The organism is Sphingomonas sp. Ell38C01, from assembly GCF_055231975.1.
Genome location: NZ_JBUYVA010000001.1, coordinates 1,182,605 through 1,206,353, shown reverse-complemented (window position 1 = coordinate 1,206,353; position 23,749 = coordinate 1,182,605). Strand labels below are relative to the sequence as shown.

Sequence of the window (23,749 nt, the reverse complement as noted above, 5' to 3'; positions counted from 1 at the left end):
ACCGGCTCTCAACTTCGCCCCGCATGGCCTACTGGCCCAGCTTGTCGACCTTGTCCTGCAACCGCGACAGTTCCGCCTTCAGCGCGGCGATCTCGTCGTCCTTGCTCGCGTGCGACGCGGCCGTCGCGCTGGACAGACCCGCGCTGCCCGGCTTGAACGCGCTCGCCGCGGCCTCGAACATCGCCATGTTGCGCTTGGCGATCTCGGCGAACGGCGAATGCGCGAACGCCCCCTCCACCGCTTCCTTGAACTGCGTCTGGTTGCGACGGAAGCTCTCCATCGACGCGTCCAGATACCCCGGCACCATCGCCTGCATCGAATCGCCGTACATCGAGATCAGCTGGCGCAGGAAGTTCACGGGCAGCATCGGCTGCGTGCCACGACCTTCTTCCTCCATGATGATCTGGGTCAGCACGTTGTGCGTGATGTCCTCGTCGCTCTTGGCGTCGACCACCTTGAACTCGCGTCCCTCGCGCGTCATCGCCGCCAGATGGTCCAGCGTGATGTAGGACGAGCTTTCGGTGTTATAGAGGCGCCGGTTGGCGTATTTCTTGATGATGACGATGCCGTCACCCGAATGCTGCTTCTTCATCACGGGCCCCCGACGATGCTATCCACCAGCGCTACCGCGATTCTTTCTGCACCGCAACACGGACCGCGTCCGCTGCCCCTGTTCCTCGACATGTTGCGCAGCGAGACCGCAGCATCGCCTGCTCGTCGCGCCGCCGCGCTTGCCGGGCTCGCGGCGTATCAGCAGGCGCCGCGCGAGCGCCCGCCCCGCCCCGCCCCCGCGCGACTGCGCCGTCACCGCGCCCGCCTGCGCGATCACGGCGGAACGGGGCCGGACCTCGTCTTCATCCCGTCGCTCATCAATCCGCCGACGATCCTCGACCTGTCGCCCGACACCTCGCTGGTCCGCTGGTCGGCCGCGCTCGGCTTCCGCGCCTGGCTCGTCGACTGGGGTACGCCGACCCCCGCCGATCGCGGGCGCGACATCGTGGCGCATGTCGAACAGGTCCTGTGCCCGCTGCTTGCCAAGCTGCCCCGCCCGCCGATCCTCGTCGGCTATTGCCTCGGCGGGACGATCGCGCTCGCCGCCGCGCTGCGCATCCCCGTCGGAGGCGTCGCGACGATCGCCGCACCCTGGAACTTCGCGGGCTATGGCGACCGTGCGCGCGCCGACATCGCCGCGCTGTGGCACGCCGCCCGACCCGCCTGCGAAGCGCTCGGCCTCGTCCCCGTCGAAGTCCTCCAGTCCGGCTTCTGGAGGCTCGATCCGGCGCGCACCATCGCCAAGTACGAGGCGTTCGCCGCGCTTGACCCTTCGAGCGACGCGGCCCGCGCCTTCGTCCGGCTCGAGGACTGGGCGAACGCCGGCGCACCCCTCCCCTATGCCGCGGGTGCCGAGTTGTTCGCGATGATCGCGCGCGGGGCCCATGGCATGGATGGGGGGGCCGCGGGTGGCGACCTGTCCGCGCTCGCCTGCCCGGCGGTCGAGTTCGTGTCCCTGTCGGACCGGATCGTGCCCGCCGCCACCGCCGCCGGGCTCGCCGATCGCCGCGACGTCGGCGCGGGACATGTCGGGATGATCGTCGGCAGCCGCGCCCGCGCCCAGCTCCGGGCACCGCTCGCGGACTGGCTAACTGCGCTCCCCGCGGCTAGATAGCGAACAACCATCGCAGGAGAGCGCCTCATGTCCGCCAACACCGCCGCCGACGTCGTCGTCACCGCCGCCAAGCGCACCCCGGTCGGCAGCTTCCTCGGCGCATTCGCTGCGACCCCCGCGCACGAGCTCGGCCGCATCGCGATCGAGGCCGCGCTGGCACAGGCCGGCGTAGCGGGCGAGGACGTCTCCGAAGTCATCCTCGGCCAGGTGCTGACCGCCGCGCAGGGCCAGAACCCCGCACGCCAGGCATCGATGGCCGCCGGCATTCCTAAGGAGGTGCCCGCCTGGGGCGTGAACCAGGTCTGTGGCTCGGGCCTCCGTGCCGTCGCGCTCGCGGTTCAGGCGATCCAGACCGGCGATGCGACGATCGTCGTCGCGGGCGGGCAGGAGTCGATGTCGCTTTCCGCGCACGCGCAGACCTTGCGCGCGGGGCAGAAGATGGGTGACCTCAGCCTCGTCGACACGATGGTGAAGGACGGCCTCACCGACGTGTTCAACGGCTATCACATGGGCATCACCGCGGAAAACCTCGCGGAGCAGTATCAGGTCACGCGCGGCCAGCAGGACGATTTCGCGGTCCGCTCGCAGAACCTTGCCGAGGCCGCGCGCTCGGGCGGACGCTTCAGGGACGAGATCGCTCCCGTCACCCTCAAGGGCCGCAAGGGCGACACGATCGTGGCCGACGACGAATATATCCGCGCCGGCGCGACGCTCGATTCGGTCTCTGGCCTGCGCCCTGCGTTCAAGAAGGACGGCACCGTCACTGCCGCCAACGCCAGCGGGTTGAACGATGGCGCCGCGGCCCTCGTCCTGATGACGCGGGCCGAAGCGGAGAAGCGCGGCAGCCCGATCCTCGCGACGATCCGCAGCTGGGCGTCGGCCGGCGTCGATCCCTCGATCATGGGTATCGGCCCCGTCCCCGCGACGAAGCGCGCGCTGGAAAAGGCGGGCTGGACGATCGCCGACCTCGACCTGATCGAGGCGAACGAGGCGTTCGCCGCGCAGGCGCTGTCGGTCGGCAAGGAGCTTGGCTGGGACGCCGACAAGGTCAACGTCAACGGCGGTGCGATCGCGATCGGCCATCCCATCGGCGCCTCGGGCGCGCGCGTCCTGACCACGCTGATCTACGAGATGGGCAAGCGCGACGCGACGAAGGGCCTCGCCACGCTATGCATCGGTGGCGGCATGGGAATCGCGATGTGTGTGGAGCGCTGAGCGCGCTCTGTGCACTAGATATTATACGATCGTCTCAGTTTCTTTCTGTCGTCCCGTGGCGGCGCGATGGCATGTTCTTGCGCCGCTTTAGAAATCTGTCACATCCGTGCAACACAAGCGGTGAGAAGGAAATCGACTACATCTGTGGTTCTCATTAAAAGGTTGCGCCGACCCCTGTGGAACCTTTCCATAGCCTGAACGGGCAAAAGCCCATCCAGACGGGGATCACGACACCATGAAGACCACGCTCCTTTGCGCGACCGCGCTTGCCGGGTTCGCGGCAGTGACGCTGCCGACCGCGGCAGGCGCGCAGGCCAGCGCGCCGACGCCGCAGGCCGCCGCCACCGCCGACGCGCAGGCGACCACGGAGCCCGGCGAGCCCGCCGCGGAAAGCGGCGCGATCGTCGTCACCGGATCGCGCATCCGTCGCCCGAACGACGATTCGCCGGTGCCGGTCACGACCGTCAGCGCACAGGACATCTTCGATTCCGGCCGCATCTCGATCGGCGACGTCCTCAACGACCTCCCGCAGCTGCGCAGCTCGCTGGGTTCGCAGAACTCGACCTCGGGCCTGGGCGTCCGCGGTCTGAACTTCCTCGACCTTCGCGGCCTCGGCCGGGCGCGCACGCTGGTGCTCATCAACGGTCGCCGTCAGGTCACGGCGGACATCATCAACAACGGCAACGCGGTCGACATCAACACGATCCCGACCGACCTGGTCGAGGGCATCGACGTCCTGACCGGCGCGGTCTCGTCGGTCTACGGGTCGGACGCGATCGCCGGCGTCGTCAACTTCCGCCTCAAGGACAGCTATGACGGCTTCCAGTTGCACGGCCAGAACGGCGTCAGCAAATATGGCGACGCGGGCAACCAGTACATCTCGGCGGTCGCGGGCAAGAACTTCGCCGACGGTCGCGGCAACATCGCGATCAACCTCGAATTCGCCCACCAGAGCGACTATTACGCGTCGGGCCGCCCGAACCTCAGCCGCAACGACAACTTCGTCGCGGTCGATACCGATACCGGTGCGCCGTTCGACGACGTGAAGGATCGCCTGTTCTACCGCGATCTGCGCAGCACCACGATCTCGCTGGGTGGCCAGCTCGGCATCCGCTACCCGAATACGGCAGGGGCGCCTTGCGGCAATGATTCGGTCGGCAGCTCGTTCACCTGCGCCTATCTGTTCAATCCCGATGGCTCGCTGACCCCGCAGACCGGCCTGCGCGTCGGCCTCGGCCCGAACGGCAACTTCGTCGGCGGCAACGGCACCACCAGCCGCGAGGGTCGCCTGCTCGTGCTGTCGCCCGATACGAAGCGCTACGTCGCCAATCTGGTCGGCCACTTCGAGTTCTCGCCCGCGTTCGTTCCGTTCATCGAGGCGAAGTATGTCCGCACCGAAGCATCGGGCTCGCAGAGCGGGCCGTTCTTCTCGCAGGGCCAGACGCTGACCGACGGCATCACCATCGCGGGCTTCGCTGATCGGTCCTACGTGAATGGCGGCAGCACCGTGAACCGCGAAGGCGTTCGCGTTGACAACCCGTACCTGACGGCATCCGCTCGCTCGGTCGTCCAGCAGCAGCTGACCGCTGCGATCAACGCAGGCGTCAACCCCAATACCGGCACCGCCTTCGGCACCACGGCCGCGGGTCTTGCCAATCAGGCCGCGGCGCTCGCGCAGGTGGCAGCCGGCACGTTCCGCTTCTCGGTACGCCGCAACTGGGTTGATCTTGGCACCCGCGACGAGCAGATCAAGCGCGAAACCTTCCGTGCCGTCGCCGGCGTCCGCGGCGATTTCTTCGATGATTTCAACTACGAAATCTCGGCGAACTATGGCGAGCACAAGGAAGACAACCTCATCACCGGCAACGTGAACCGCCAGCGGTTCGTGCTCGCCAACGACGTCGCGCGGAACGCCGCCGGCCAGATCGTCTGTCGTTCGCAGATCGACAGCCGTTATGCCGGCACCGATCGCGCGGGCAATCCTGCGGTGCTCGCCGCGGACATCGCGGCCTGCGTTCCGCTCAACCCGTTCGGCGAAGGGTCGGTCAGCGACGCCGCCAAGGCGTATCTGACGGTGCCCACCACCGCGAATGGCAAGGCCACGCAGTTCGTCGCGCAGGGCTTCGTGTCGGGTTCGCTCGCCAAGCTATTCTCGCTGCCCGGCGGCCCGATCGGCTTCTCGATCGGTGCGGAGTATCGCCGTGAGACGATGCGCTACGATCTCGATGCGGTGACGCAGGCGGGCTATGCGTTCTACAACGCGATCCCGACCTTCCGTTCACCCGCGTTCGAGGTGAAGGAAGCGTTCGGCGAACTCTCGATCCCGCTCGTCAAGGACGTCTTCCTGCTGAAGGAACTGACGGTCAACGGATCGGGCCGCGTCGCCAAGTACGAGGGCAATGTCGGCACGGTCTACGCCTATAATGGCAGTGTGAACTGGCGTCCTGCCCGTGATCTGCTGCTGCGTGGCGCCTATGGCAAGGCGGTGCGCGCACCGTATCTGGGTGAGCTCTATTCGCCGGCCAGCCAGAACTTCACGCCCGCGCCGCTGGATCCGTGCTCGGCACGCAACCTCCAGACGGGGTCGGCCAATCGCGTCGCGAACTGCAACGCGGCGGGCCGTCCGGCGGATTACGACTTCGTCTATACGTCGTCGCTCGAGATCCGCAGCGGCGGCAACCCGACGCTTCAGGCCGAAACGTCGAAGACGCTGACGCTCGGCGGCGTGTTCCAGCCTAGCTTCGTGCCCGGCTTCACGATCTCGTCGGACTATTACGACATCAAGGTCGACAACGTCATCACCGCGGTCGCCCCGCAGACCGCGCTGAACCTTTGCTACGACTCGCCGACGCTCAACAACCCGTTCTGCAGCCTGTTCCAGCGCGCCGGTGCCGGTGGCGGGCCGCGTGGCGAGCAGCCGTTCCGGGTGCTCGAGGGGACGCTGCTCAACTCCTCGGCGAACTTCGCACAGCTGAAGGCGCGCGGTGTCGACACCAACATCGCTTACGTCCACAAGTTCGACTGGGGCCAGGTCAACATGAAGGGCATCTGGACCCATGTGATCCAGCGCGACAACTTCACGAACCCGTTGATCCCGACGTTCAAGAACGTGATCTCGCAGGAGTTGGGCGATCCCAAGGATGCGTTCAACATCAGCACCGACCTGAAGTTCGGCAAGCTCAGCATCGGCCACACGCTGCGCTGGATCGGTCAGATGTACATCAACACGTTCGAGGACTATAATTCGGTCAACGGCAATCCGCCGGAGAACCCGGACTATGCCGAGGTCGTGAAGTACCCGATCGTCGTCTACAACGACGTGCGCGCCAGCTTCGACGTGAACGACAAGTTCAACATCTACGCCGGCATCACCAACATCGGTGATACGAAGCCGCCCTACGGGCTGACCGGCGTCGGCTCGGGCTCGGGCATCTACGACAACCGCGGGCGTTTCGGCTTCATCGGCGCCACCGCGAAGTTCTGATCCGCAGCGATCGTTGCGATCATGGGCCGGGGAGCGATCCCCGGCCCTTTTTCTTTGCCCGCCTTTGGCGATAGGGTGACGCGATAATGCAGGATCCGGTCCACCACGCCCTCGCTCTCGCTGCCGCCGGTCGTCGTGCCGACGCGATCGCCGCGCTGACCGCCGTGGCGGACCGCGACGACGTCGGCGCATTGATGCAAATGGCAGTGTGGCATCTGGCGGGCGACGTCGTGCCGCGCGACTTCGCCGCCGCCCGGGCGCTCATCCGGCGTGCCGTCGCGATCGGGCATGTCGACGGCGCATTGATGGAAATCGCGCTGACCGCGAACGGCACCGGTGCGCCGGCCGACTGGCCGCGGGCGGTCGCGCTGCTCGCCACCGCGGCGAAGGGGGATCCGGTCGCCGCCGCGCATCAGGACCTTCTGCGCGCGATGCGCCTCACGGACGACGGCACTCCGGCCGATCTGCCGGAGGCAGACATCCTGTCCGCCACCCCCTCGATCGTCCGCTACCCTGCGTTGCTCAGCCCCGCCGAATGCGCGCATCTCGCGTCGGTGTCGGCGGAACTGCTGGAGCCTGCCAGCGTCCTCGATCCGCGCACCGGCGCGCGCATCGCCCATCCGGTCCGCACTTCGGACGGCATGGCGATCGGCCCGACGCGCGAGGATCTCGTCGTGCGCGCGATCAACCGCCGCGTCGCCCTCGCGAGCGGCACCCCGATCGCGTGCGGCGAGCCGTTGACGATCCTGCGCTACCGCCCCGGCCAGCAATATCGCCCGCATCTCGACACCATCGCCGGCGCCGGGAACCAGCGCACCACGACCGTGCTCATCTACCTCAACGAAGGGTTCGGCGGCGGCGAGACCGTGTTTCCCGACGCCGGGGTCACCGTCACGCCACGCGGCGGGGACGCCATCGTGTTCACGAACGTCCTGCCCGACGGTCGTCCCGATCCCCGCACCCGCCACGCAGGCCTGCCGGTGACGCGCGGGGCGAAGTGGCTCGCCACGCGCTGGATCCGGCAGGCGCCGGTCGATCCCTGGACGATCGCGGCCGTCCCCTGACGCATCGCATGGTGCTCAGCACCACACCCGATCGAACCGCGCGCCCAGCCCGGTCAGCAGCTCATATTGCGACATCCCGGACACCGCACTCGCCACCGGCAGCGCATAGTCGAGCGCCACCCAGTCGCCCTCGCCCACATCCGCGCCGGTCACGTCGATCGCGACCAGATCCATCGACACGCGCCCGATCACCGGCAATGCCCGCCCCCCGGCCCGCGCGACGCCCGCGTTCGAAAAGCCCCGCCAATATCCGTCCGCATAGCCGATGTTGAGGATCGCCACCTCGGTGTCGCGCGGCGCGGTCCACGTCGCGTTGTAGCCAACCACACCCCCTGCCGGCACGCGCCGCCGCTGGAGCACCTGAGCCTCGGGCGTCACGACTGGCACGATCGCCGCCGCCAGTTCGCCGCGCGGCACGCCGCCGTACAACGCCAGCCCCGGCCGCACGAGATCGAACGCATAGCCCGCCCCCAGCGCGATGCCCGCCGAGTTGGCCAGGCTCATCCGCCGCGCCCCCGTCCGCCCCGCAAGCGCCGCGAACCGCGCGCGCTGCGCGTCGTTCATCGCGCTATCCTCGTCCGCGGAGGCGAGATGGCTCATCAGCGTCCCGATCGCCAGACCGTCGAGCAGCCCCTCCGCGATGTCCTCCGGCGCGATGCCCAGCCGGTTCATTCCGGTATCGACCATCACGTCGCACGCGCCGCCGCCCGCACCGCGCCATCGCAGCACCTGCGCGGGTGTATTGAGGACCGGCCGCACCCCCGGCATCGCCACCGCCGCCGCCATGTCCTCCTCGCGCACGCCGTGGAGTACCGAAACCGTAACGCCCCGATCCGCGCAAAAATCCGCGATCGCCGCCGCCTCCCGCCACGTCGCGACGAACGCGTCGCGCAACCCCGCCGCCGCCAGCTTCGCCACGACCACCCGCGCGCCCAGCCCATAGCCGTCGGCCTTCACCGCCGCCCCGCACGCCGCGCCGCCCGCCATCCGCGCCAGCGCGCGCCAGTTCGCAACAAGCGCGTCGCCATCGAGACGCAGGCGGTTCGGGGACACGATCATGCCGGATCGGTTAGCGGCCCACGATCGCCCGCGCCACCCTCAGGCGGATACGCGCCCCTGCCGGTCCTCCTTCAGCCACACCGCGGTGACGACCAGCGCCATCGCGACGACCCCGATCGTGTACCACAACCCCGCGAACGGATCCCCGGTCTTCGCCACGATATACTGGCTGATGAACGGCAGGAATCCACCGAAATATCCCGTTCCCAGATGATAGGGAATCGACAGCGAGGAGTAGCGGATCTCGGGCGGGAACATCTCGGACAACAGCGCCGCGACCGGCCCAAAGGTGATCCCCGACAGCGCCCCCAGCGCGAGGATCGCGAGCAGGATCACGCCGATGTTCGCCGCCGACGGCCGCACCCTGGCGAGATCGTACCCGCTCGCGGTCAGCGCCGCGTCGAGCCCGGCGGGCGACATGTCCGCCACCGGCCGCCCGCCGATCGACACCATCACCACCTCTTCCTTCACCTTGGTATAGGCGACGCCCTTCTTCGAGAAATAGTCGAGCAGCTTGCCGCATGCGTCGGTCTGCTTCGCCGCAAACGGGCTGTATTCGCAGGTCGGCCCCGCGACGACGACGGGCGCGCGCTGCGCCGCATGCGCCAGGCCCGGATTGGCCGCGGCCGCGATCGTCCAGAAGATCGGGAAGAGCAGCACGAGCGTCAGCGCATAGCCGATCACGATCGGCGTCTTGCGCCCGACCAGGTCGGAGATGTGCCCGAACAGCAGGAACCAGCCCAGCCCGACGAGCGCGCCGAACCCGACGATCAGCTGCGCGGTCGTTTCCTCCACCCGCATCGTCGTCTGCAGGAACGACAGCACGGTGAACATCGCGGTGTACCAGATCACGGTCAGCCCTGCCGCGATCCCGAACAGCGCGACGATCATCCGCTTGAAATTGCCCGGATGCGTGAAGCTGGCCTTGATCGGGTTCTTCACCGTCTCCCCCGCCGCGCGCATCGCCTTGAAGACGGGGCTCTCGGACAGCTTGAGGCGCATCCACAGCGAGATCGCGAGCAGCACCATCGAGAACAGGAACGGGAACCGCCAGCCCCACGCCTCCCACTGCGCGGTCGACAGCGTGCCCTTGGTCGCCAGTACGACGACCAGGCTCAGGATGAACCCGCCGACCACGCCCGCCTGGATGAAGCTGGTGTAGAACCCGCTCTTGCCCTTGGGGCTATGCTCCGCGACGTAGATCGCCGCGCCGCCATATTCGCCGCCCAGCGCCAGTCCCTGCGCGACGCGCAGCAGCAGCACCAGCGCGGGCGCGGCGAACCCGATTGCGGCATAGCTCGGGATCAGCCCGACGCCCGCGGTCGCGACGCCCATCAGCGCGATCGTGACGAGGAAGGTGTATTTGCGCCCCAGCCTGTCGCCCAGATAGCCGAACAGCACCGCACCCAGCGGCCGGAACCCGAACCCGACCGCGAACCCCGCCCAGGCGAGCAGCGTCTGCACCGTCTCGTTGCCCGCAGGAAAGAAGGTCCGCCCGATGATGCCGGACGCTGCCAGCGTGCCGTAGATGAAGAAATCATACCATTCGAACACCGTCCCCAGCGAGGATGCGGTGATGACGAGGCGGATGTCCTTCTTCGTCGGCGCAGCCGGCATGTCGGTCGATGAAACCATTTCGGCCATGAATCGTCTTCCCCCAGGAGCCCCTTCCTAACGTGGTCCGGCGGCTCGGCAAGCGACGCGCGCACCGGGGGCCGCACGACGCGGGTCGGGCACGAAAGTTTCGCAACCGATGCCCACCCGCCGACCTTGGGGTCGACCGTTCGTTCCGCTCGTCGCCGCTGCGTTCCTTACGGGATGCAATGTGCACCAGTCCGCGCTCGCACCGTTCGGCGAGGAGGCGGATGCGGTGCGCCGGATCGCGCTCGTCATGCTCGTCGGCGCCGTCGTGATCGGCGCCGGGGTCGCCGCGTTGATGATCGCCGCGGTCCGCGCGAAGCCGGAACGGTTGAGCCACACCGGCGGGATGCGTCTGGTCGGATGGCTCGGTGGCGTGATCCCCACGATCGTGCTCCTCGCGCTCCTCGTCTGGACGCTGCCCGCGATGCGGCCTCGCGCGGTGTCCCCCGCCGACCTGCGCATCGCGGTGGAGGGCGAGCAGTTCTGGTGGCGCGTCGCCTATCGCCCCCCCGGTGCGCCCGCGGTCAAAACCGCCAACGAGATCCGCCTCCCCGTCGGCCGCACCGTGCAGTTCGACCTGACCGCGAAGGACGTCGTCCACAGCCTGTGGATCCCGGGGCTGGCCGGCAAGATGGACATGATCCCCGGCCGCACCAACCACCTCGTCGTCCGCGCGACGAAGCCTGGGCGCTACCGCGGCGTCTGCACCGAGTTCTGCGGGCTCAGCCACGCGCTGATGGCGTTCGACGTGATCGCGATGGAGCCCGCCGCATTCGACTCATGGCTGGCAACACAACGCCGTCCCGCCACCGCGACCGACGCGCTGTTCGCGCGGTACGGCTGCGGCGGTTGCCATGCGATCCGCGGCACCGACCAGGCCGGCGGAATCGGTCCCGACCTCACCCATTTCGGCAGCCGCACCACGCTCGCCGCGGGCGTCCTGCCGATGACGCAGGCCAATGTCGCCGCCTTCGTCCGCGATCCGCACGCCACCAAGCCCGGCGCGCGGATGCCCGCTTTCAAGCACATGCCCCCCGCGGAGGCCGACGCCATCGCCCGCTATCTGGTGACGCTGCAATGAGCCTTCACGCCCAGGACGACCCCGCGCTCCGCGCCGCGCAGGAAGACCGCCTCCGCGCCGTCTGGAAAGCGCCCAGCGGCCTGTTCCTCCGCTGGACCGACTGCAACAACAACCGCGTCGGCGCGTGGTACACGCTGACCGCGTTCGCGTTCATGCTGTTCGCGGGCATCCTCGCGCTCGTCATGCGCGCGCAGCTCGCGGTGCCCGACAACGATCTCGTCTCCGCGAACACCTTCAACCAGCTGTTCACGCTTCACGGCTCGATGATGATGTTCCTGTTCGCGGTGCCGATGTTCGAGGCGGTCTCGATCATCCTGCTGCCCCAGCTGCTTGGCGCGCGCGACCTGCCCTTCCCGCGGCTGTCCGCGTTCGGTTACTGGAGCTTCCTGATCGGCGGCGTCTTCGTCGGGGGGTCGATCTTCTTCAACGCCGCCCCCGACGGCGGCTGGTTCATGTACCCGCCGCTGACGACGCGCACCGATCTCAGCGGGCTGGGTGCCGACATCTGGATGCTGGGTCTGAGCTTCATCGAGGTGTCGTCGGTCGCCGCCGCGGTCGAGCTGATCGTCGGCGTCCTCAAATGCCGTCCGCCCGGCATGCGGCTCAACCTGATGCCGCTCTATGCGTGGTACATCCTCGTCGTCGCGGTGATGATCCTGTTCGCCTTCCCGCCGCTGATCGCGGGAGACCTGCTATTCGAGATGGAGCGGCTGCTCGACTGGCCGTTCTTCGACGCAGGCCGCGGCGGCGATCCGCTGCTGTGGCAGCACCTGTTCTGGATCTTCGGCCACCCGGAGGTCTACATCGTCTTCCTCCCCTCGATCGCGCTGTTCGCGATGCTGATCCCGACGTTCGCGCAACGCCATCTGCTCGGCTATCCGTGGATCGTGCTGGCGGCGGTCGGCACCGCGTTCCTGTCGTTCGGCCTGTGGGTCCATCACATGTTCGCGACCGGACTGCCCAAGATCAGTCTCGCCTTCTTCTCCGCCGCGTCGGAAGCCGTCGCGATCCCGACGGGTATCCAGATCTTCGCGTTCATCGCCACGCTCTGGGCGGGCAAGGTGAAGTGGTCTACGCCCCTGCTCTACGCCAGCGGCAGTCTCGCGATCTTCGTCGTCGGCGGGCTGACGGGCGTGATGGTCGCGATCGCGCCGTTCGACTGGCAGGCGCACGATACGTATTTCGTCGTCGCCCACCTCCACTACGTCCTGATCGGGGGCACGCTGCTGCCGCTGTTCGGCGGGCTCTATTATTACTGGCCACTCGTCACGGGAAAGAAACTGTCCGATCGGCTCGGCCGCATCGCGTTTTGGATCATGTTCGTCGGCGCGAATCTCGCCTTCATGCCGATGCACCTGTCGGGGTTGCTCGGGATGCCGCGCCGCGTCTTCACCTATCCCGAAGCACTCGGGATCGGCGGGCTCAACCTCGCCTCCACGATCGGTGCCTACCTGTTCGCGACCGGCGTCGCGATCGTGTGTATCGATCTCGCGCTGTCGCCGCGCCGCGCCAAGAGCCCGCGCAACCCCTGGAATGCGGGCACGCTCGAATGGCTCGCGCATCCCGACGACGAGGATTGGGGCATCCGCTCGGTTCCGCTCATCGAATCGCGCTATCCGATCTGGGACCAGAAGGATTTCGTCGCGAAGGTCGACGAGGGCCGCTTCTTCCTGGCGGACGCGGAGGAGGGCCGCCGCGAGACGATCGTCACCACCGTGCTCGACGCCCGCCCCCTCTACGTCGCCCGCCTCGGCACCCCCAGCTGGAAGCCGATGCTCACCGCGATCGCGCTCGGCAGCGTCTTCATCTTGACGACCTATCACCTCTATTGGTGGTCGCTCGCGGGGGGCATCGTCACGCTCGGCATGGTCGTGTGGTGGCTGTGGACGGGCACCGCGGAGATCCCCGAGAAGCCCTGCAAGCCGATCGGCCACGGTCTCGAACTTCCGCTCTACGTCTCGGGGCCGCAGGCGCCAGGCTGGTGGGCGATGTTCATCACGATGATGGCGGACGCCACCGCCTTTTCGGGCCTCGTCTTCGGCTATTATTTCTTCTGGACCGTCCATGACGATTTCCCGCCCTCCGGTCCCGGCATGGACGGCCCCGGCCTCTACTGGCCGATGGTCGCGCTCGCGCTGACGCTCGCCACCTGGTTCGCCACGATCGCCGCACGCGAAATCCACGCCCGCGGCGGCGTGACCTTTGCACGCACGCTGCTCGGCCTCGGCATCCTCGCCAACCTCGCCGCGCTCGGCGCCGGCCTCGCGGGCCCGTGGACGACCGGGCTCGAGCCCACGCTCCACGTCTATCCCGCGATCGTCTGGACGCTGGTGGTGTGGACGGTCGCGCATTCGGGCGTCGGCGCGATCATGCAGGCCTACACGCTCGCGCGCAGCCTCGCAGGCAGGATGACCCCGGCCTACGACGCCGATATCCGCAACATCACCGTCTACATGCACTTCCTCGCGCTCACCGCGATCGTCACCTATGCGACGATCGGCGGCTTCCCGGTGGCGCGATGAAGCGCGGGCTGCGCAGCCGCATCCGCGAGACGCGGGTCACGCTGTGGACGCTGATCGTCCCGCCCACCGTCTGGGCCGCGCATTTCCTGTTCTCGTACCTCTGGGCCGCGATCCACTGTGCCAAGGTGGGCGAATTCGCGCGCTTCCCCTGGACGTTCGCAATCGGCACCCTCGCCGCACTCGCGATCATCGCCGCCGCGGGCGTCATCGCTTGGATCCAGGGCCGCGCACCCGGCGACCCGCCGCCGCACGACAACGCCACCGACAGCGATCGCGTCCGCTTCCTCGCCTTCGCGACCCAGCTGCTCGCGATCCTCAGCTTCATCGCGGTCGCCTTCACCGCGGTGCCGGTGATCTTCCTGACGGACTGCCGGTGAAGCGCGCCGCGCTCCTCGCCGCGATCGCGCTGCTCCCGCTCGGCTGGCTCGCCGCCGCGACGCTCGGAATGACCGGCCACATGATTGCGCACATGATCGCGGTCGCGGTCGCCGCGCCGCTCCTGGCTTTCGCGCTGACGGGCACTCGTCGCGACCCCGCCCGCCGCTGGCCCCGCCTCGTCACCCCGCTCGCGATGTCGGTCGTCGAACTCGCGACCGTGTGGACATGGCACCTGCCCGCGCTTCGCGGCATCGCCGACGCCCACCCCGCGGTCGCCGCGCTCGAACAGGCGATGTTTCTCGCTGCGGGCACCGCCTTGTGGAGCGCCGCGATCGCGCCTGCCAACCGCGCGAGCGGCGTCGGCGCGCTGCTGCTCACCTCGATGCACATGACGCTGCTCGGCGCGCTGATCGGCCTGGCGCCCCGCCCGCTCTACCCCTCGATGGCGCACGCGATGCCCGATGCGCTGCTGGACCAGCAGCTCGGCGGCGTCGTGATGCTGATCGTCGGCGCGGCGAGCTATTTCCTCGGCGGGCTCGCGCTGCTCGGCACGCTGCTGACGACGAAGGACCGCCCCGTATGACGATCCGCATCACCTGGGCGCGCGCGCTCGCCGCCGTCGCCGCGCTCGCCGCGGCGGGGTTGCTCTTCGCATGGTCGGGGCTGTTCCAGATCGCGGCGTCGAGCGGGCACTGGAAGGTCACCGACTGGTTCCTCCACTGGACGATGCGCAACTCGGTCCGCACCTATGCCGCGTTCCAGGCGCCGAAGGACCCCGCCGACCCGACCGGGCTCGTCAGCGCCGCCGGGCTCTACGCCGCCAGTTGCGCCAGCTGCCACGGCGCGCCCGGCGTACGCCCGCTCCCGCTGATGCAGGCCGCGACGCCCCCCGCGCCCGACCTCTCGGTCAACGCGCGCGACTGGACCGACCGTCAGCTCTTCTGGATCCTCGAGCACGGCGTGAAATATACCGGCATGCCCGCCTGGGGCGCGACGGGCCGCCCCGACGAGGTCCGCCGCATGGTCGCCTTCGTCCGCCGCCTGCCGACGATGACCCCCGCCCAGTACCGCGCGCTCACCGGTTCGCCCGGCGACGGCCGCTTCGCGTCGTGCGCAGGCTGTCACGGCGCGGACGGACGCGGGCGCGACCAGCCCGACATTCCCATCCTCGGCGGCCAGCATCCCGCCTATCTCGCACAGTCGCTCGCACGCTACGCCGAGGGCACACGCGCCAGCGGCGTCATGGGCAACGCCGCCGCGACATTGCGCGCGGACGAGATGCGCACGCTCGCGGCGCAGTTCGCCGCGATGCCCGGCCTCGCGCCGGCACGCGCGCGCGGAGATTCCGCGGCTGCCCGCCTCGTCGCGCAGGGCTTGCCGGACAAGCAGCTCCCCCCCTGCCGCAGTTGCCACGACGTCGCGGGCGCCAAGCCCTATCCCGTCATCGATGGCCAGCGTGCGTCCTACATCGCGCAGCGCCTTCGCCAATGGCGCGGCGAGAAGGAGGTCGTCGACGCGCGCAAGTCGCAGGCGACGATGCCCGTCATCGCCCGCCGCATCCCCGAGGACATGATCGAGCCCGTCGCCCGCTATCTCGCCGGCGAGTGACCTTGTCTCCGCCCCCGAAGCGGCGCAGCATCCGCCGATGACTCCCGATGAAGACGACATCGAAGCGCTGATCGCCGGCCTGATCGGGCGCACCGTTACCGTCGCGGATCGCGCCGACGCGCACCGCTGCGACGCCTATCGCCGCCTTTTCGACCTCGCCGACGACGCGCCGCTGCTTGCGTTCCACTGGCTGTTGTTCACCGCGATCCCCCGCGAAACCCGCGAGGACGGGCACGCGCTCGCGATGGCGCCCTTTCCCGCGCTGCCATGGCCACGGCGCATGTGGGCCGGCGGCGCGATCCGCTGGCACGCCCCGATCGTCCCCGACGAACCGCTGATCCGCCACACCAGGGTCGCCGCTGCTCAACGCAAGCGCGGCACCACCGGCGACTTCCTCCTCGCCACTCTCGAGCACCGCATCGAAACCCCCACCGGCGCCCCCCGCGTAACGGATCTCCAGGACATCGCCTTCCTTCCCCGCGCCACCGCTCGATCCACACCGGTACAAAGGCTGTCGACCCTTTCCCCGCAATGGGAAGCGTCTCGACGCTTCGGCCCCGTCGACCTGTTCCGCTACTCCGCCCTGACCCTCAACGGCCACCGCATCCATTACGACGCGGACTATGCCCGCACCGTCGAACATTATCCCGGCATCGTCGTCCACGGCCCCCTTCTGGCCACCCACCTCATCCACGCAGCCGCCAACCACACCCCGGCCCCCGCGACATTCACCTATCGCGCGCTCGCGCCGGTTTTCTCAGGCGACGAGGTGCGGTTGGCCGGGCGTCATGACGACGCCCGGCACGCTCTCGACGTCATCGGATCCGGCGCAGCGCTGCACATGACCGCGACGATGACCTTCGAGTCGCAGCCGTAGCTGCGGCCGACCGACTAGTCGTCCTGCGTGACATCCGCCCCGCCATATTCGTGCAACACGTCCAGCACCGTGTCCGCGTCGTCCTCGCCCTCGACCGACACCGATACCGCGATCGCTCCGTTCAACGCAGCGTCGTCATCGCCGACATCCTCGTCCCCCGCATCCGAGCCGCCCTGGACCTCGCCGACACTGTTCTCGTCACCCTCGGTGCCGATTGTGATGGCCTCGCGGTCGATCTCGTGATCCTGGACGAGATGCTCGACGGCAAGTTCGGCATCGCGCCGGGTTTCGAAGGTAGCGTTGATCGTGGGCATGTGACCGTCTCCGTATGAAGTCCGGGGCCCAACGCACGTCGCACCGGATGGCTTCCGGCGTGCGACGAAATCCTCCTGATCCGCCCCGGCGACCGGTTCCATTATGGATCGGCTCGCCCGGGCATAACCGAAAAAAGGCGGCCGACCCTCTCGGATCAGCCGCCTTTTATGGTGGGCGTGGCAAGGATTGAACTTGCGACCCCTGCGATGTCAACACAGTGCAGTGAGAGGATCTCCGCAGAAAACCGTTGGTCGGGATCCGCTCCAGGCCGGAACATAGTAGGAACATCAGCCAATTTCAAGCATTCTTACCGCACCTTTACCGCACCGCCACGCGCCTGCCAGCGGACGCGGCGTCTGCATCGATCGGGCGTGGCCACGGCCGCACCACACAGGACCGTGTGCGAGTCTCAACCGAACGCGCGCGATAGCTCCGGAACGTAAGCTCCTCCTCAATGCGGCCCAAGGCGAACCTCCGCGGGAGCGACCGAACAAGCTGTCGCCACCCCGTCGACACCGTTCAAGCGTTACTAAGCGAGGACGCGGAGTCGATCAGGTCCAGAACCGACCGCGGGGTCGGCGGCACCTTAACCGCCCGTCAACCGCCGCTGTGTTGTGTCGCCGGTCATTGCGCGGTGCGAGCGCGGTGGTCGCGCGCCGCGTCACCAGATCGTCGACGATGCTGCTGAAAGCCCGCGCGGCACCGCGGACCGATATCGACGCGTGCTGAAGGGTGAGCCGGAGGCCGGGGGGAAACGAAGTAGCGAGCGGTTACGTCGGGAAAGAGGGAAAACAGTATGTACATGGAGAACGTCATCGCGGCCTCGACCTTCGGCGGACCGCAAGTCGAACCGCCCAGGCTCGATCCGGTCGCGCGCCAGGCAGAGCTGGCTCAAGTTCTGGCGGCCGCCACGGAGGCGATGCCGAGGACAGAGATGCGCAAGCTCGGCCGCCTCTCCGTCGCAGAGGCGCTGGAGGATGACGATCAGGAATACTGCCTGCAGATCCGCTCCGAGCCGATCGGCACGTCCGGTGTCGAGTTCCGCTTCCCCCTGCCCGCGTTCAAGTCGGACGAACCCGACCTGGACAGGACGATCGCCGAACTGGTCGAAGCGGCCACCGCGATCGTGAGGGCGACCAAGCCGCTCAAGGAGTTCTCCCAGATCATCCGCGAGAGCGCGCAGAGGGTGGTCGGATCGGCAACGGACGGCATCTCGCCGATGCAGATCGTCGCGATCGGCGTCCGGCCCACCGGAGTGGGCATCGAGACGACAATCGATCTCCGGACGCTCGGTGCCGACCTGAGGGTGGGGGTCCACCGCATCTCCAACACCGACACCGACCGCCTCGACCGCAAGTTGCACCAGATCGTTGACACCCACCTCCGGCGCGAGGCGGAACTCGCGCGCGTCATGGTCGCGGGCGGGACCGGCTGGATCGACGATGCGGCGCTCGGGGTGATCGCGATGGCGGGCCTCGCCCCCAAGGCGGTGCTGCGGATGCTCAAGATCCAACGCGACGTCGAATTCCGATTCGGCGACGGCGCCACGGGCGCGGTCTATTGGGAGGACGGCACGATCCGGGGCCATATCGTTAGCTACGGCGCAAGCCCCTATCGGCTGGACGGCGACCTCCTGACCGTGAACGCCAAGGGGCTGCCCGCCACGATCATCGCCGCGCTTGTCGGTCGGCGCCTCCGCGAGGTCATCGAGATCGACTGCATTCCGCGCAACGCCCTCATCATCGGCATGGAGCAGCGTGGCGACCTACTCAAGCTGACCATGGAGCTCGGGCGCAGGACGGTCGAGCAGGCGGCGCCGACCGGACTGTAGCCCGATCAAGGCCCGGCCCGTGATCGCTACTGCCCCATCCCCCGAGCGAGATGGGGCGGGGTAGCAGCCGATGCCGTCGCCCCCGCCGGAAGAAAGCGAGCCCGCCACGTCCTTCCGCGTCTCTGCGCCACTGCTGCACCGGCTCGCGTGCGAATCATTGAGCCGTTGAAACCTCGCTGTTCGCTCGTTGCCTGTATGATTGGTTGGAAACGATCCGAACGGCAAACCCGCACTCAGGTCCTCAACATGGTCCTGTATTCCGTAATTCTTCAGTCGTCCGACAGCATCGTGAAGATGCGCTCAGAGTTTGAGAGGGGAAAAGGAATGTACGTTGGGAATCAGGTTCAGTTCGGCGCTGCACTGCTAGCCGATCGATTGCAGGCACGAACCGCCATGCTGGACATCGGGAACGGCACGCCGATCGCCGACGCGCTGACCAATGCCTTGGAACTCGATTTGCGGATCAGTGGCGTCAAGGACGGGGCTCAGGTACTGAGCCGTCTCACCGACGACGAGATCGACAATCTCGCGTTCGAGATGACCTGGACATTCGAGACCAAGGGAGCCGAGTTCACGCTTCCCCTCGGCACGCCGGTCAAGGCCTACGGCGTCGGCGATGTCAGTTTCGGCGAGGAGACGTGGGTGCTCGATGCGGGCCGCCCAGGCCTGCATCCGATGGAGTGCACGCGGCGTGACGCACACGGTCCCAACTTCGATCTCCTCATCTCGCACATCGAGCGCCTGACCCGTAGGCTGGCATGCCGCCGGCTCGGCCTGCCTTCCCCGGTATTCGTCGTCGATACCGACGATCGTCACCTCCTGCAGTTCCCCCCGTTCGCTGCCGCCGGCGGCGTCGTCCTGCAGCGATGGGCGAACGGTACGGACGCCCCGCGGTTCGCCGCCGCGCTGCCTGCCCAGATCCTCGAATTCGCTGAATCGATCGTGCTGGACATGCGCATCCTGTGGAAGCGGCGCAAGACGATTGGCGCCCGTGCGCAGCAGGTCCGCGATGTCGCCGATGCCGCGGCCGCCGCACACGGCGCCGAGGTCCAGCTGGTCGCGATCGACCTGAGCCACCAGCGAGAGGAGAATACTTTTGCCATGCATGTCCACTATCTGGCGGTCGACGAGGCGATGCGGGAGGGACCAGTCCTGGACTTCATCCCAGCGCACGACGAGATCGTGGGCGGCTTCTACGACGTCCCATGGGCGGTCGCACATCGCCCGGCGGAGCGCGGGAAGCTACGCGCTTCCGGCGCCGACGGCTGGATCGACGACATGGCTGCAGCCGTGGCGGCTGCAGCGCCCGGCGGCGCCACCGCCGTCTTCGCCAAACTGGCGAACGAATACGAAACTACCTTCGAGGTCTCGACCGACGGCACGCCGATGTTCGTCACGCTCTTCTGGCGGAACGGGACGATCAAGGCCGAGATCTCGATGGCCGGGAAACTCGACTGGTCCGGCACCCGACTCGAAGTCGTGGGCGTCACGCTGCCCGAGACGGTCTCGGATGCGTTGCCGGGTCGCATGGTCGACACCATCGCCGAGCTTCCCTTCGCGTGCCCAGGCAGGATCGCCCATGTCGAGGCGTGCAACAAGGACATCAGGATCGACCTCGATATCGGCAAGCGTCTCATCGAGCTGGCCACAGCCCGCATCTGGGACGACCCGCACGCCGACTGATGAGCGGGAAAGGCACGTGTCGGAGACTTGTCGCCGCCGCGTGCCTTCTCGCCCTACTGGGCCAGCCCCGGTCGATCGACCTTCGCGCCGCTCGTCTTGTCGGTGAACAGCTTCTCGCACCCTACCTTGTGCAAGGCGTCAGTTTGCAGCGCCAAGTCCTGATCGGCTGTCAATGAACGCGAATGGCCGATCAGCCTCTTTCCCGTTTTCCCAACGAAATTGGCGATTTCGGGAATCTCAAATCGGGAACAGATTTCGGGAAAGCGAGACCCGCGTGTGACCGGCCGCCAGATTGCGGGCGCCGGTTTTCCGCTCCACGTTCCCAATCGAGAAGGCGCGATATTGATCGCGCCGTCTCGGTCTGTCAGGTTTCCGCCATGCGCTCCCTTCCGCTTGCAATTTCGCTTCTCTCCCTTCTCGCCATCCCCGGCTTTGCGGAGTCGCCCGCCGCGACCGAGGACGGGGCGACACTCGCAGCTACGCGTGCTGCGCTGGTGCGTATCGAAATACGCCCGGACGAAAGCTATCTGACCGCCGAGGAGCGGAAGGTCGTCAACCTGCTCAACCAAGCTGCCGACAAGCTGAATGACGTCTACCTGCGCCAGAACGGTGACGGCAATCCAGCGATCCGAGCGGCGATCGCGGCATCGGCGCGTTCCGACAGCGCGCGCCTGCTTGCGATGTTCGACCTGATGGCCGGTCCTTGGAACCGTCTCAACGGTGACGCTCCGTTCTGGGGTACACGCCGTCCAGCCCCTGGCGGCGGCTATTATCCCGAGGATCTCACCAAGGCCGAACTCGACGCCTACCTCGCCGTGCATCCCGCCGAGAGAGAAGCGTTGCTCAACCCCTATACTGTCGTGCGACGTTTCGGAGGGAAGCTAATCGCGATCCCCTATTCGAAATATTATGCGCAGTGGCTGGAACCTGCCGCGAAGCTGCTCGATCAGGCGGCGGCGACAACGTCAAACGCTAGCCTCAGGGCTTTTCTGTCGCTGCGCGCAAAGGCATTTCGGACTGACGACTATTTCCAGTCTGAACTCGCATGGATGGATGTAAAGGGCACGCCGATCGAGGTGGCAATCGGCCCCTATGAGAGCTACCGTGACGAACTCTACGGACAGAAAGCCGCGTTCGAGGCATTTGTCACCCTCCGCAATCCCAAGGCTTCGGCGGCGCTGGATAAGTACAAGCACTATCTGCGCGACATGGAAACCAACCTGCCGGTAGCGGAGCGGTACAAGAACTTCCAGCGCGGGTTCGAATCACCCATTGCGGTCGTCGATCAAGTCTATAGCGGTGGCGAGTCGAAGCCGGGAATCCAGACTGCGGCCTTCAACCTCCCCAATGATGAACGCGTGCGTGAAGCGAAGGGCGCGAAGAAGGTTATTCTCGCCAATGTCATCGGCGCCAAGTTCGACCGTATCGTCGCGCCGATGGGCAATCTCGTCTTGACGCCCGATCAGGCCGCGTGGGTCTCTAAGGAGCAGATGCTGAACCACACGCTCTTCCACGAACTGTCGCACAGCCTTGGACCCGGCACGATTGTCAAGAACGGACGCAAGACCAGCGTCGCTGCCGAGTTGAAAGAGCAGTTTTCAGGTCTTGAGGAATGCAAGGCGGACGTGATGGGTGTGTGGAATATCCTCTTCATGATGAAGAAGGGCGAGCTTGCGGAGGCCGACCGGCCAAAGCTCTACGCGACCTACCTCGTCCAGCTCTTCCGGTTCATGCGCTACGGGCTGGGCGAAGCTCATGCCAAGGGTGCGGCGGCGCAGTACACTTTCCTGCGTGAACATGGCGCGGTGGTCTGGGATGCGACGGCGAAGCGCTTTCGCGTCGATCCGAACAAAATGGAACAGTCAATCGGCGATCTCGTCGCAACCATCGTTAAGCTGCAGGGCGATGGCGATTATGAGGGTGTGAAAGCCTTCTACGCCCGGTACTCCAAGCTCGATCCCGATGCGGAGGCCGTTGTCGTCACGATGAAGGCGTTGCCGGTCGATGTCGAACCGATCTACGCACGACGAATCTAACCGCAAGATCTGCGCATTCTGCGATCGTCGTCGCTAACACCGAGCGCGCAAGTCATCTCCATCGAGCACTGATTGGCTGCTAGGGGCACTTATTGTCCGCTTGCCTCTCTGCCAGCGTCAGGCTTCGCTTTCCCAATTCACCATCCCAATGGGAAAGCCTGGGCCGTCTCGCGCGCCGTTCCCAATGGGAAAGCCCCTTCGCAAACTTGAACGCCTTCATGGCGCTGGCGAGAGCGGGCGCTCCTGTAGGCGAAACTGCTTGCGATAGAGGTTCGGCGGTATGCCGACGCTGGCGGTGAAGTGCAGCCGGAGATTGGTCGCGCTCCCCATACCGGCCTTCTCGGCGATATGCTCCATCGGCAGGTTCGTCGTTTCGAGCAGATCGCGTGCCGACGCGATCCGCTGTGTGGTCAGCCATGCAAACGGGCTGCGTCCCGTTTCTTCCCGGAAGCGGCGTGCCAGCGTGCGCTCGCTCATTGCGACTGCGCGGGCCATCTGCCCGATCGTCCATTGTCGCGCCGGATCACGCCGCAGTTGTTCGAGCAATCCGCCGAGGGGGCTGTCCGATCGCGACATGACCGGGCACTCGATGAACTGGGCCTGCCCGCCGCTGCGGTGTGCCGCGACCACCAGGCGGCGCGCCACGCTGTTCGCCGCATCCGGACCGAAATCCAGGCGGACGAGATGAAGCAGCAGGTCGATGCCGGCCGCTGACCCGGCGGACGTGAAGACGCGGCCATCTCCCGCGTAAAGCGTGTCGGCGTCCACGAGGATGGAGGGATGAGCCGCTTGCAGGCGTTCGGCATAGCGCCAGTGCGTCGTAGCCCTCCGGCCATCCAGCAATCCCGTGGCCGCCAGCAGGAAGGCGCCCGAACAGATGGATACCAGTCGCGCCCCTCGCGCGTGGGCGGCAAGGAGAGTTGCGCGCAGGCGTTCCGATGGTGGCTCGCCTTCCGATCGCCATCCGGGAATCACGACCGTTCCGGCTTCCGCCAGCATGTCCAGGCCGTCATCCACCTGAACCGTCAGGCCGGCATTCGTCGCCAGCCGCCCGGGACGTTCTGCGCACACTGTAAAGCTGTACCAATCAGCGCCCATCTCCGGCCGCGCGAGGCCGAACACCTCCGCCGTGATCCCGAATTCGAACGTGCAGAGGCCGTCATAGGCCAGGGCAACGACCCGGCGGTTGGGCAAGGCAGCGGGGTTTGGCATGATCCTTATGATAAACGGCAATCCTGCCGATGGCGAGAGCAGGTAATGATCGGCCACAAGGCGTCATCATCAGGAGA

18 protein-coding genes and 1 pseudogene are annotated in these 23,749 nt (G+C 67.2%); 13 read left to right on the top strand and 6 right to left on the bottom strand.

Annotation, left to right across the window (positions count from 1 at the left end; all coding sequences use genetic code 11):
* Window positions 1-28: 28 nt before the first annotated feature.
* Entirely contained in the window at window positions 29-592 is a 564-nt protein-coding gene (gene phaR / locus ACV7NO_RS05635) for a polyhydroxyalkanoate synthesis repressor PhaR (protein WP_463405034.1), read from the bottom strand.
* A 15-nt stretch (window positions 593-607) separates the two neighbouring features.
* Between phaR and ACV7NO_RS05630 the strand changes: the two genes are divergently transcribed.
* From ACV7NO_RS05630 to ACV7NO_RS05615, 4 genes are all read left to right on the top strand, one after another.
* Window positions 608-1,666, top strand: coding sequence for an alpha/beta hydrolase (locus tag ACV7NO_RS05630; protein WP_463405033.1), 1,059 nt, complete (start codon window positions 608-610; stop codon window positions 1,664-1,666).
* A gap of 27 nt (window positions 1,667-1,693) precedes the next feature.
* Complete coding sequence (locus ACV7NO_RS05625; RefSeq protein WP_463405032.1) at window positions 1,694-2,881, top strand: acetyl-CoA C-acetyltransferase; 1,188 nt, start codon at window positions 1,694-1,696, stop codon at window positions 2,879-2,881.
* Between the two features lie 235 nt (window positions 2,882-3,116).
* Window positions 3,117-6,365, top strand: a complete 3,249-nt coding sequence (locus tag ACV7NO_RS05620) for a TonB-dependent receptor domain-containing protein (protein WP_463405031.1) — start codon at window positions 3,117-3,119, stop codon at window positions 6,363-6,365.
* Window positions 6,366-6,451: 86 nt separating this feature from the next.
* Window positions 6,452-7,429: a 2OG-Fe(II) oxygenase gene (locus ACV7NO_RS05615; protein ID WP_463405030.1), complete on the top strand. Its 978-nt coding sequence runs from the start codon at window positions 6,452-6,454 to the stop codon at window positions 7,427-7,429.
* Window positions 7,430-7,444: 15 nt separating this feature from the next.
* Here ACV7NO_RS05615 and ACV7NO_RS05610 read toward each other — a convergent pair whose 3' ends face one another.
* A complete protein-coding gene (locus ACV7NO_RS05610; RefSeq protein WP_463405029.1) occupies window positions 7,445-8,488 on the bottom strand; it encodes an alanine racemase in 1,044 nt (347 codons plus the stop codon).
* Between the two features lie 39 nt (window positions 8,489-8,527).
* A complete protein-coding gene (locus tag ACV7NO_RS05605) occupies window positions 8,528-10,132 on the bottom strand; it encodes an MFS transporter (RefSeq protein ID WP_463405028.1) in 1,605 nt (534 codons plus the stop codon).
* Between the two features lie 109 nt (window positions 10,133-10,241).
* Here ACV7NO_RS05605 and coxB point away from each other — a divergent pair, with 109 nt between their 5' ends.
* Genes coxB through ACV7NO_RS05575 form a run of 6 tightly spaced genes read left to right on the top strand, consistent with a single transcriptional unit; the run spans window position 10,242 to window position 16,595 of the window.
* Window positions 10,242-11,210: a cytochrome c oxidase subunit II gene (coxB, locus tag ACV7NO_RS05600; protein WP_463405027.1), complete on the top strand. Its 969-nt coding sequence runs from the start codon at window positions 10,242-10,244 to the stop codon at window positions 11,208-11,210.
* Window positions 11,207-13,732, top strand: coding sequence for a cbb3-type cytochrome c oxidase subunit I (locus tag ACV7NO_RS05595; protein WP_463405026.1), 2,526 nt, complete (start codon window positions 11,207-11,209; stop codon window positions 13,730-13,732). The genes coxB and ACV7NO_RS05595 overlap by 4 nt, the downstream gene beginning before the upstream one ends.
* Window positions 13,729-14,109 carry a hypothetical protein gene (locus tag ACV7NO_RS05590; RefSeq protein ID WP_463405025.1) on the top strand — a complete coding sequence of 127 codons (381 nt, stop codon included), beginning with the start codon at window positions 13,729-13,731 and terminating at the stop codon, window positions 14,107-14,109. The genes ACV7NO_RS05595 and ACV7NO_RS05590 overlap by 4 nt, the downstream gene beginning before the upstream one ends.
* Window positions 14,106-14,693 (top strand): cytochrome c oxidase assembly protein, encoded by a 588-nt coding sequence (locus ACV7NO_RS05585; protein ID WP_463405024.1) that lies wholly within the window; start codon window positions 14,106-14,108, stop codon window positions 14,691-14,693. The genes ACV7NO_RS05590 and ACV7NO_RS05585 overlap by 4 nt, the downstream gene beginning before the upstream one ends.
* Complete coding sequence (locus ACV7NO_RS05580; protein WP_463405023.1) at window positions 14,690-15,718, top strand: c-type cytochrome; 1,029 nt, start codon at window positions 14,690-14,692, stop codon at window positions 15,716-15,718. Before ACV7NO_RS05585 ends, ACV7NO_RS05580 begins: the two co-directional genes overlap by 4 nt.
* 37 nt (window positions 15,719-15,755) lie before the next feature.
* Window positions 15,756-16,595, top strand: a complete 840-nt coding sequence (locus ACV7NO_RS05575; RefSeq protein ID WP_463405022.1) for an FAS1-like dehydratase domain-containing protein — start codon at window positions 15,756-15,758, stop codon at window positions 16,593-16,595.
* 14 nt (window positions 16,596-16,609) lie between these two features.
* Here ACV7NO_RS05575 and ACV7NO_RS05570 read toward each other — a convergent pair whose 3' ends face one another.
* Window positions 16,610-16,909, bottom strand: coding sequence for a hypothetical protein (locus ACV7NO_RS05570; RefSeq protein ID WP_463405021.1), 300 nt, complete (start codon window positions 16,907-16,909; stop codon window positions 16,610-16,612).
* An 803-nt stretch (window positions 16,910-17,712) separates the two neighbouring features.
* Here ACV7NO_RS05570 and ACV7NO_RS05565 point away from each other — a divergent pair.
* Window positions 17,713-18,741 carry a hypothetical protein gene (locus ACV7NO_RS05565; protein WP_463405020.1) on the top strand — a complete coding sequence of 343 codons (1,029 nt, stop codon included), beginning with the start codon at window positions 17,713-17,715 and terminating at the stop codon, window positions 18,739-18,741.
* A gap of 246 nt (window positions 18,742-18,987) precedes the next feature.
* Complete coding sequence (locus ACV7NO_RS05560) at window positions 18,988-20,424, top strand: hypothetical protein (RefSeq protein ID WP_463405019.1); 1,437 nt, start codon at window positions 18,988-18,990, stop codon at window positions 20,422-20,424.
* A 56-nt stretch (window positions 20,425-20,480) separates the two neighbouring features.
* On the opposite strand, the pseudogene ACV7NO_RS05555 reads toward ACV7NO_RS05560, so the two are convergent.
* Window positions 20,481-20,618: pseudogene (locus ACV7NO_RS05555) on the bottom strand (recombinase family protein); the annotation flags it as partial.
* Between the two features lie 183 nt (window positions 20,619-20,801).
* Here ACV7NO_RS05555 and ACV7NO_RS05550 point away from each other — a divergent pair.
* Window positions 20,802-22,460, top strand: coding sequence for a dipeptidyl-peptidase 3 family protein (locus tag ACV7NO_RS05550; protein ID WP_463405018.1), 1,659 nt, complete (start codon window positions 20,802-20,804; stop codon window positions 22,458-22,460).
* Window positions 22,461-22,676: 216 nt separating this feature from the next.
* Here the strand turns inward: ACV7NO_RS05550 and ftrA are convergent, their stop codons facing one another.
* The gene (gene ftrA / locus ACV7NO_RS05545; RefSeq protein WP_463405017.1) at window positions 22,677-23,729 is read right to left on the bottom strand and encodes a transcriptional regulator FtrA; all 1,053 of its coding nucleotides are present in this window, start codon (window positions 23,727-23,729) and stop codon (window positions 22,677-22,679) included.
* Window positions 23,730-23,749 lie beyond the last annotated feature (20 nt).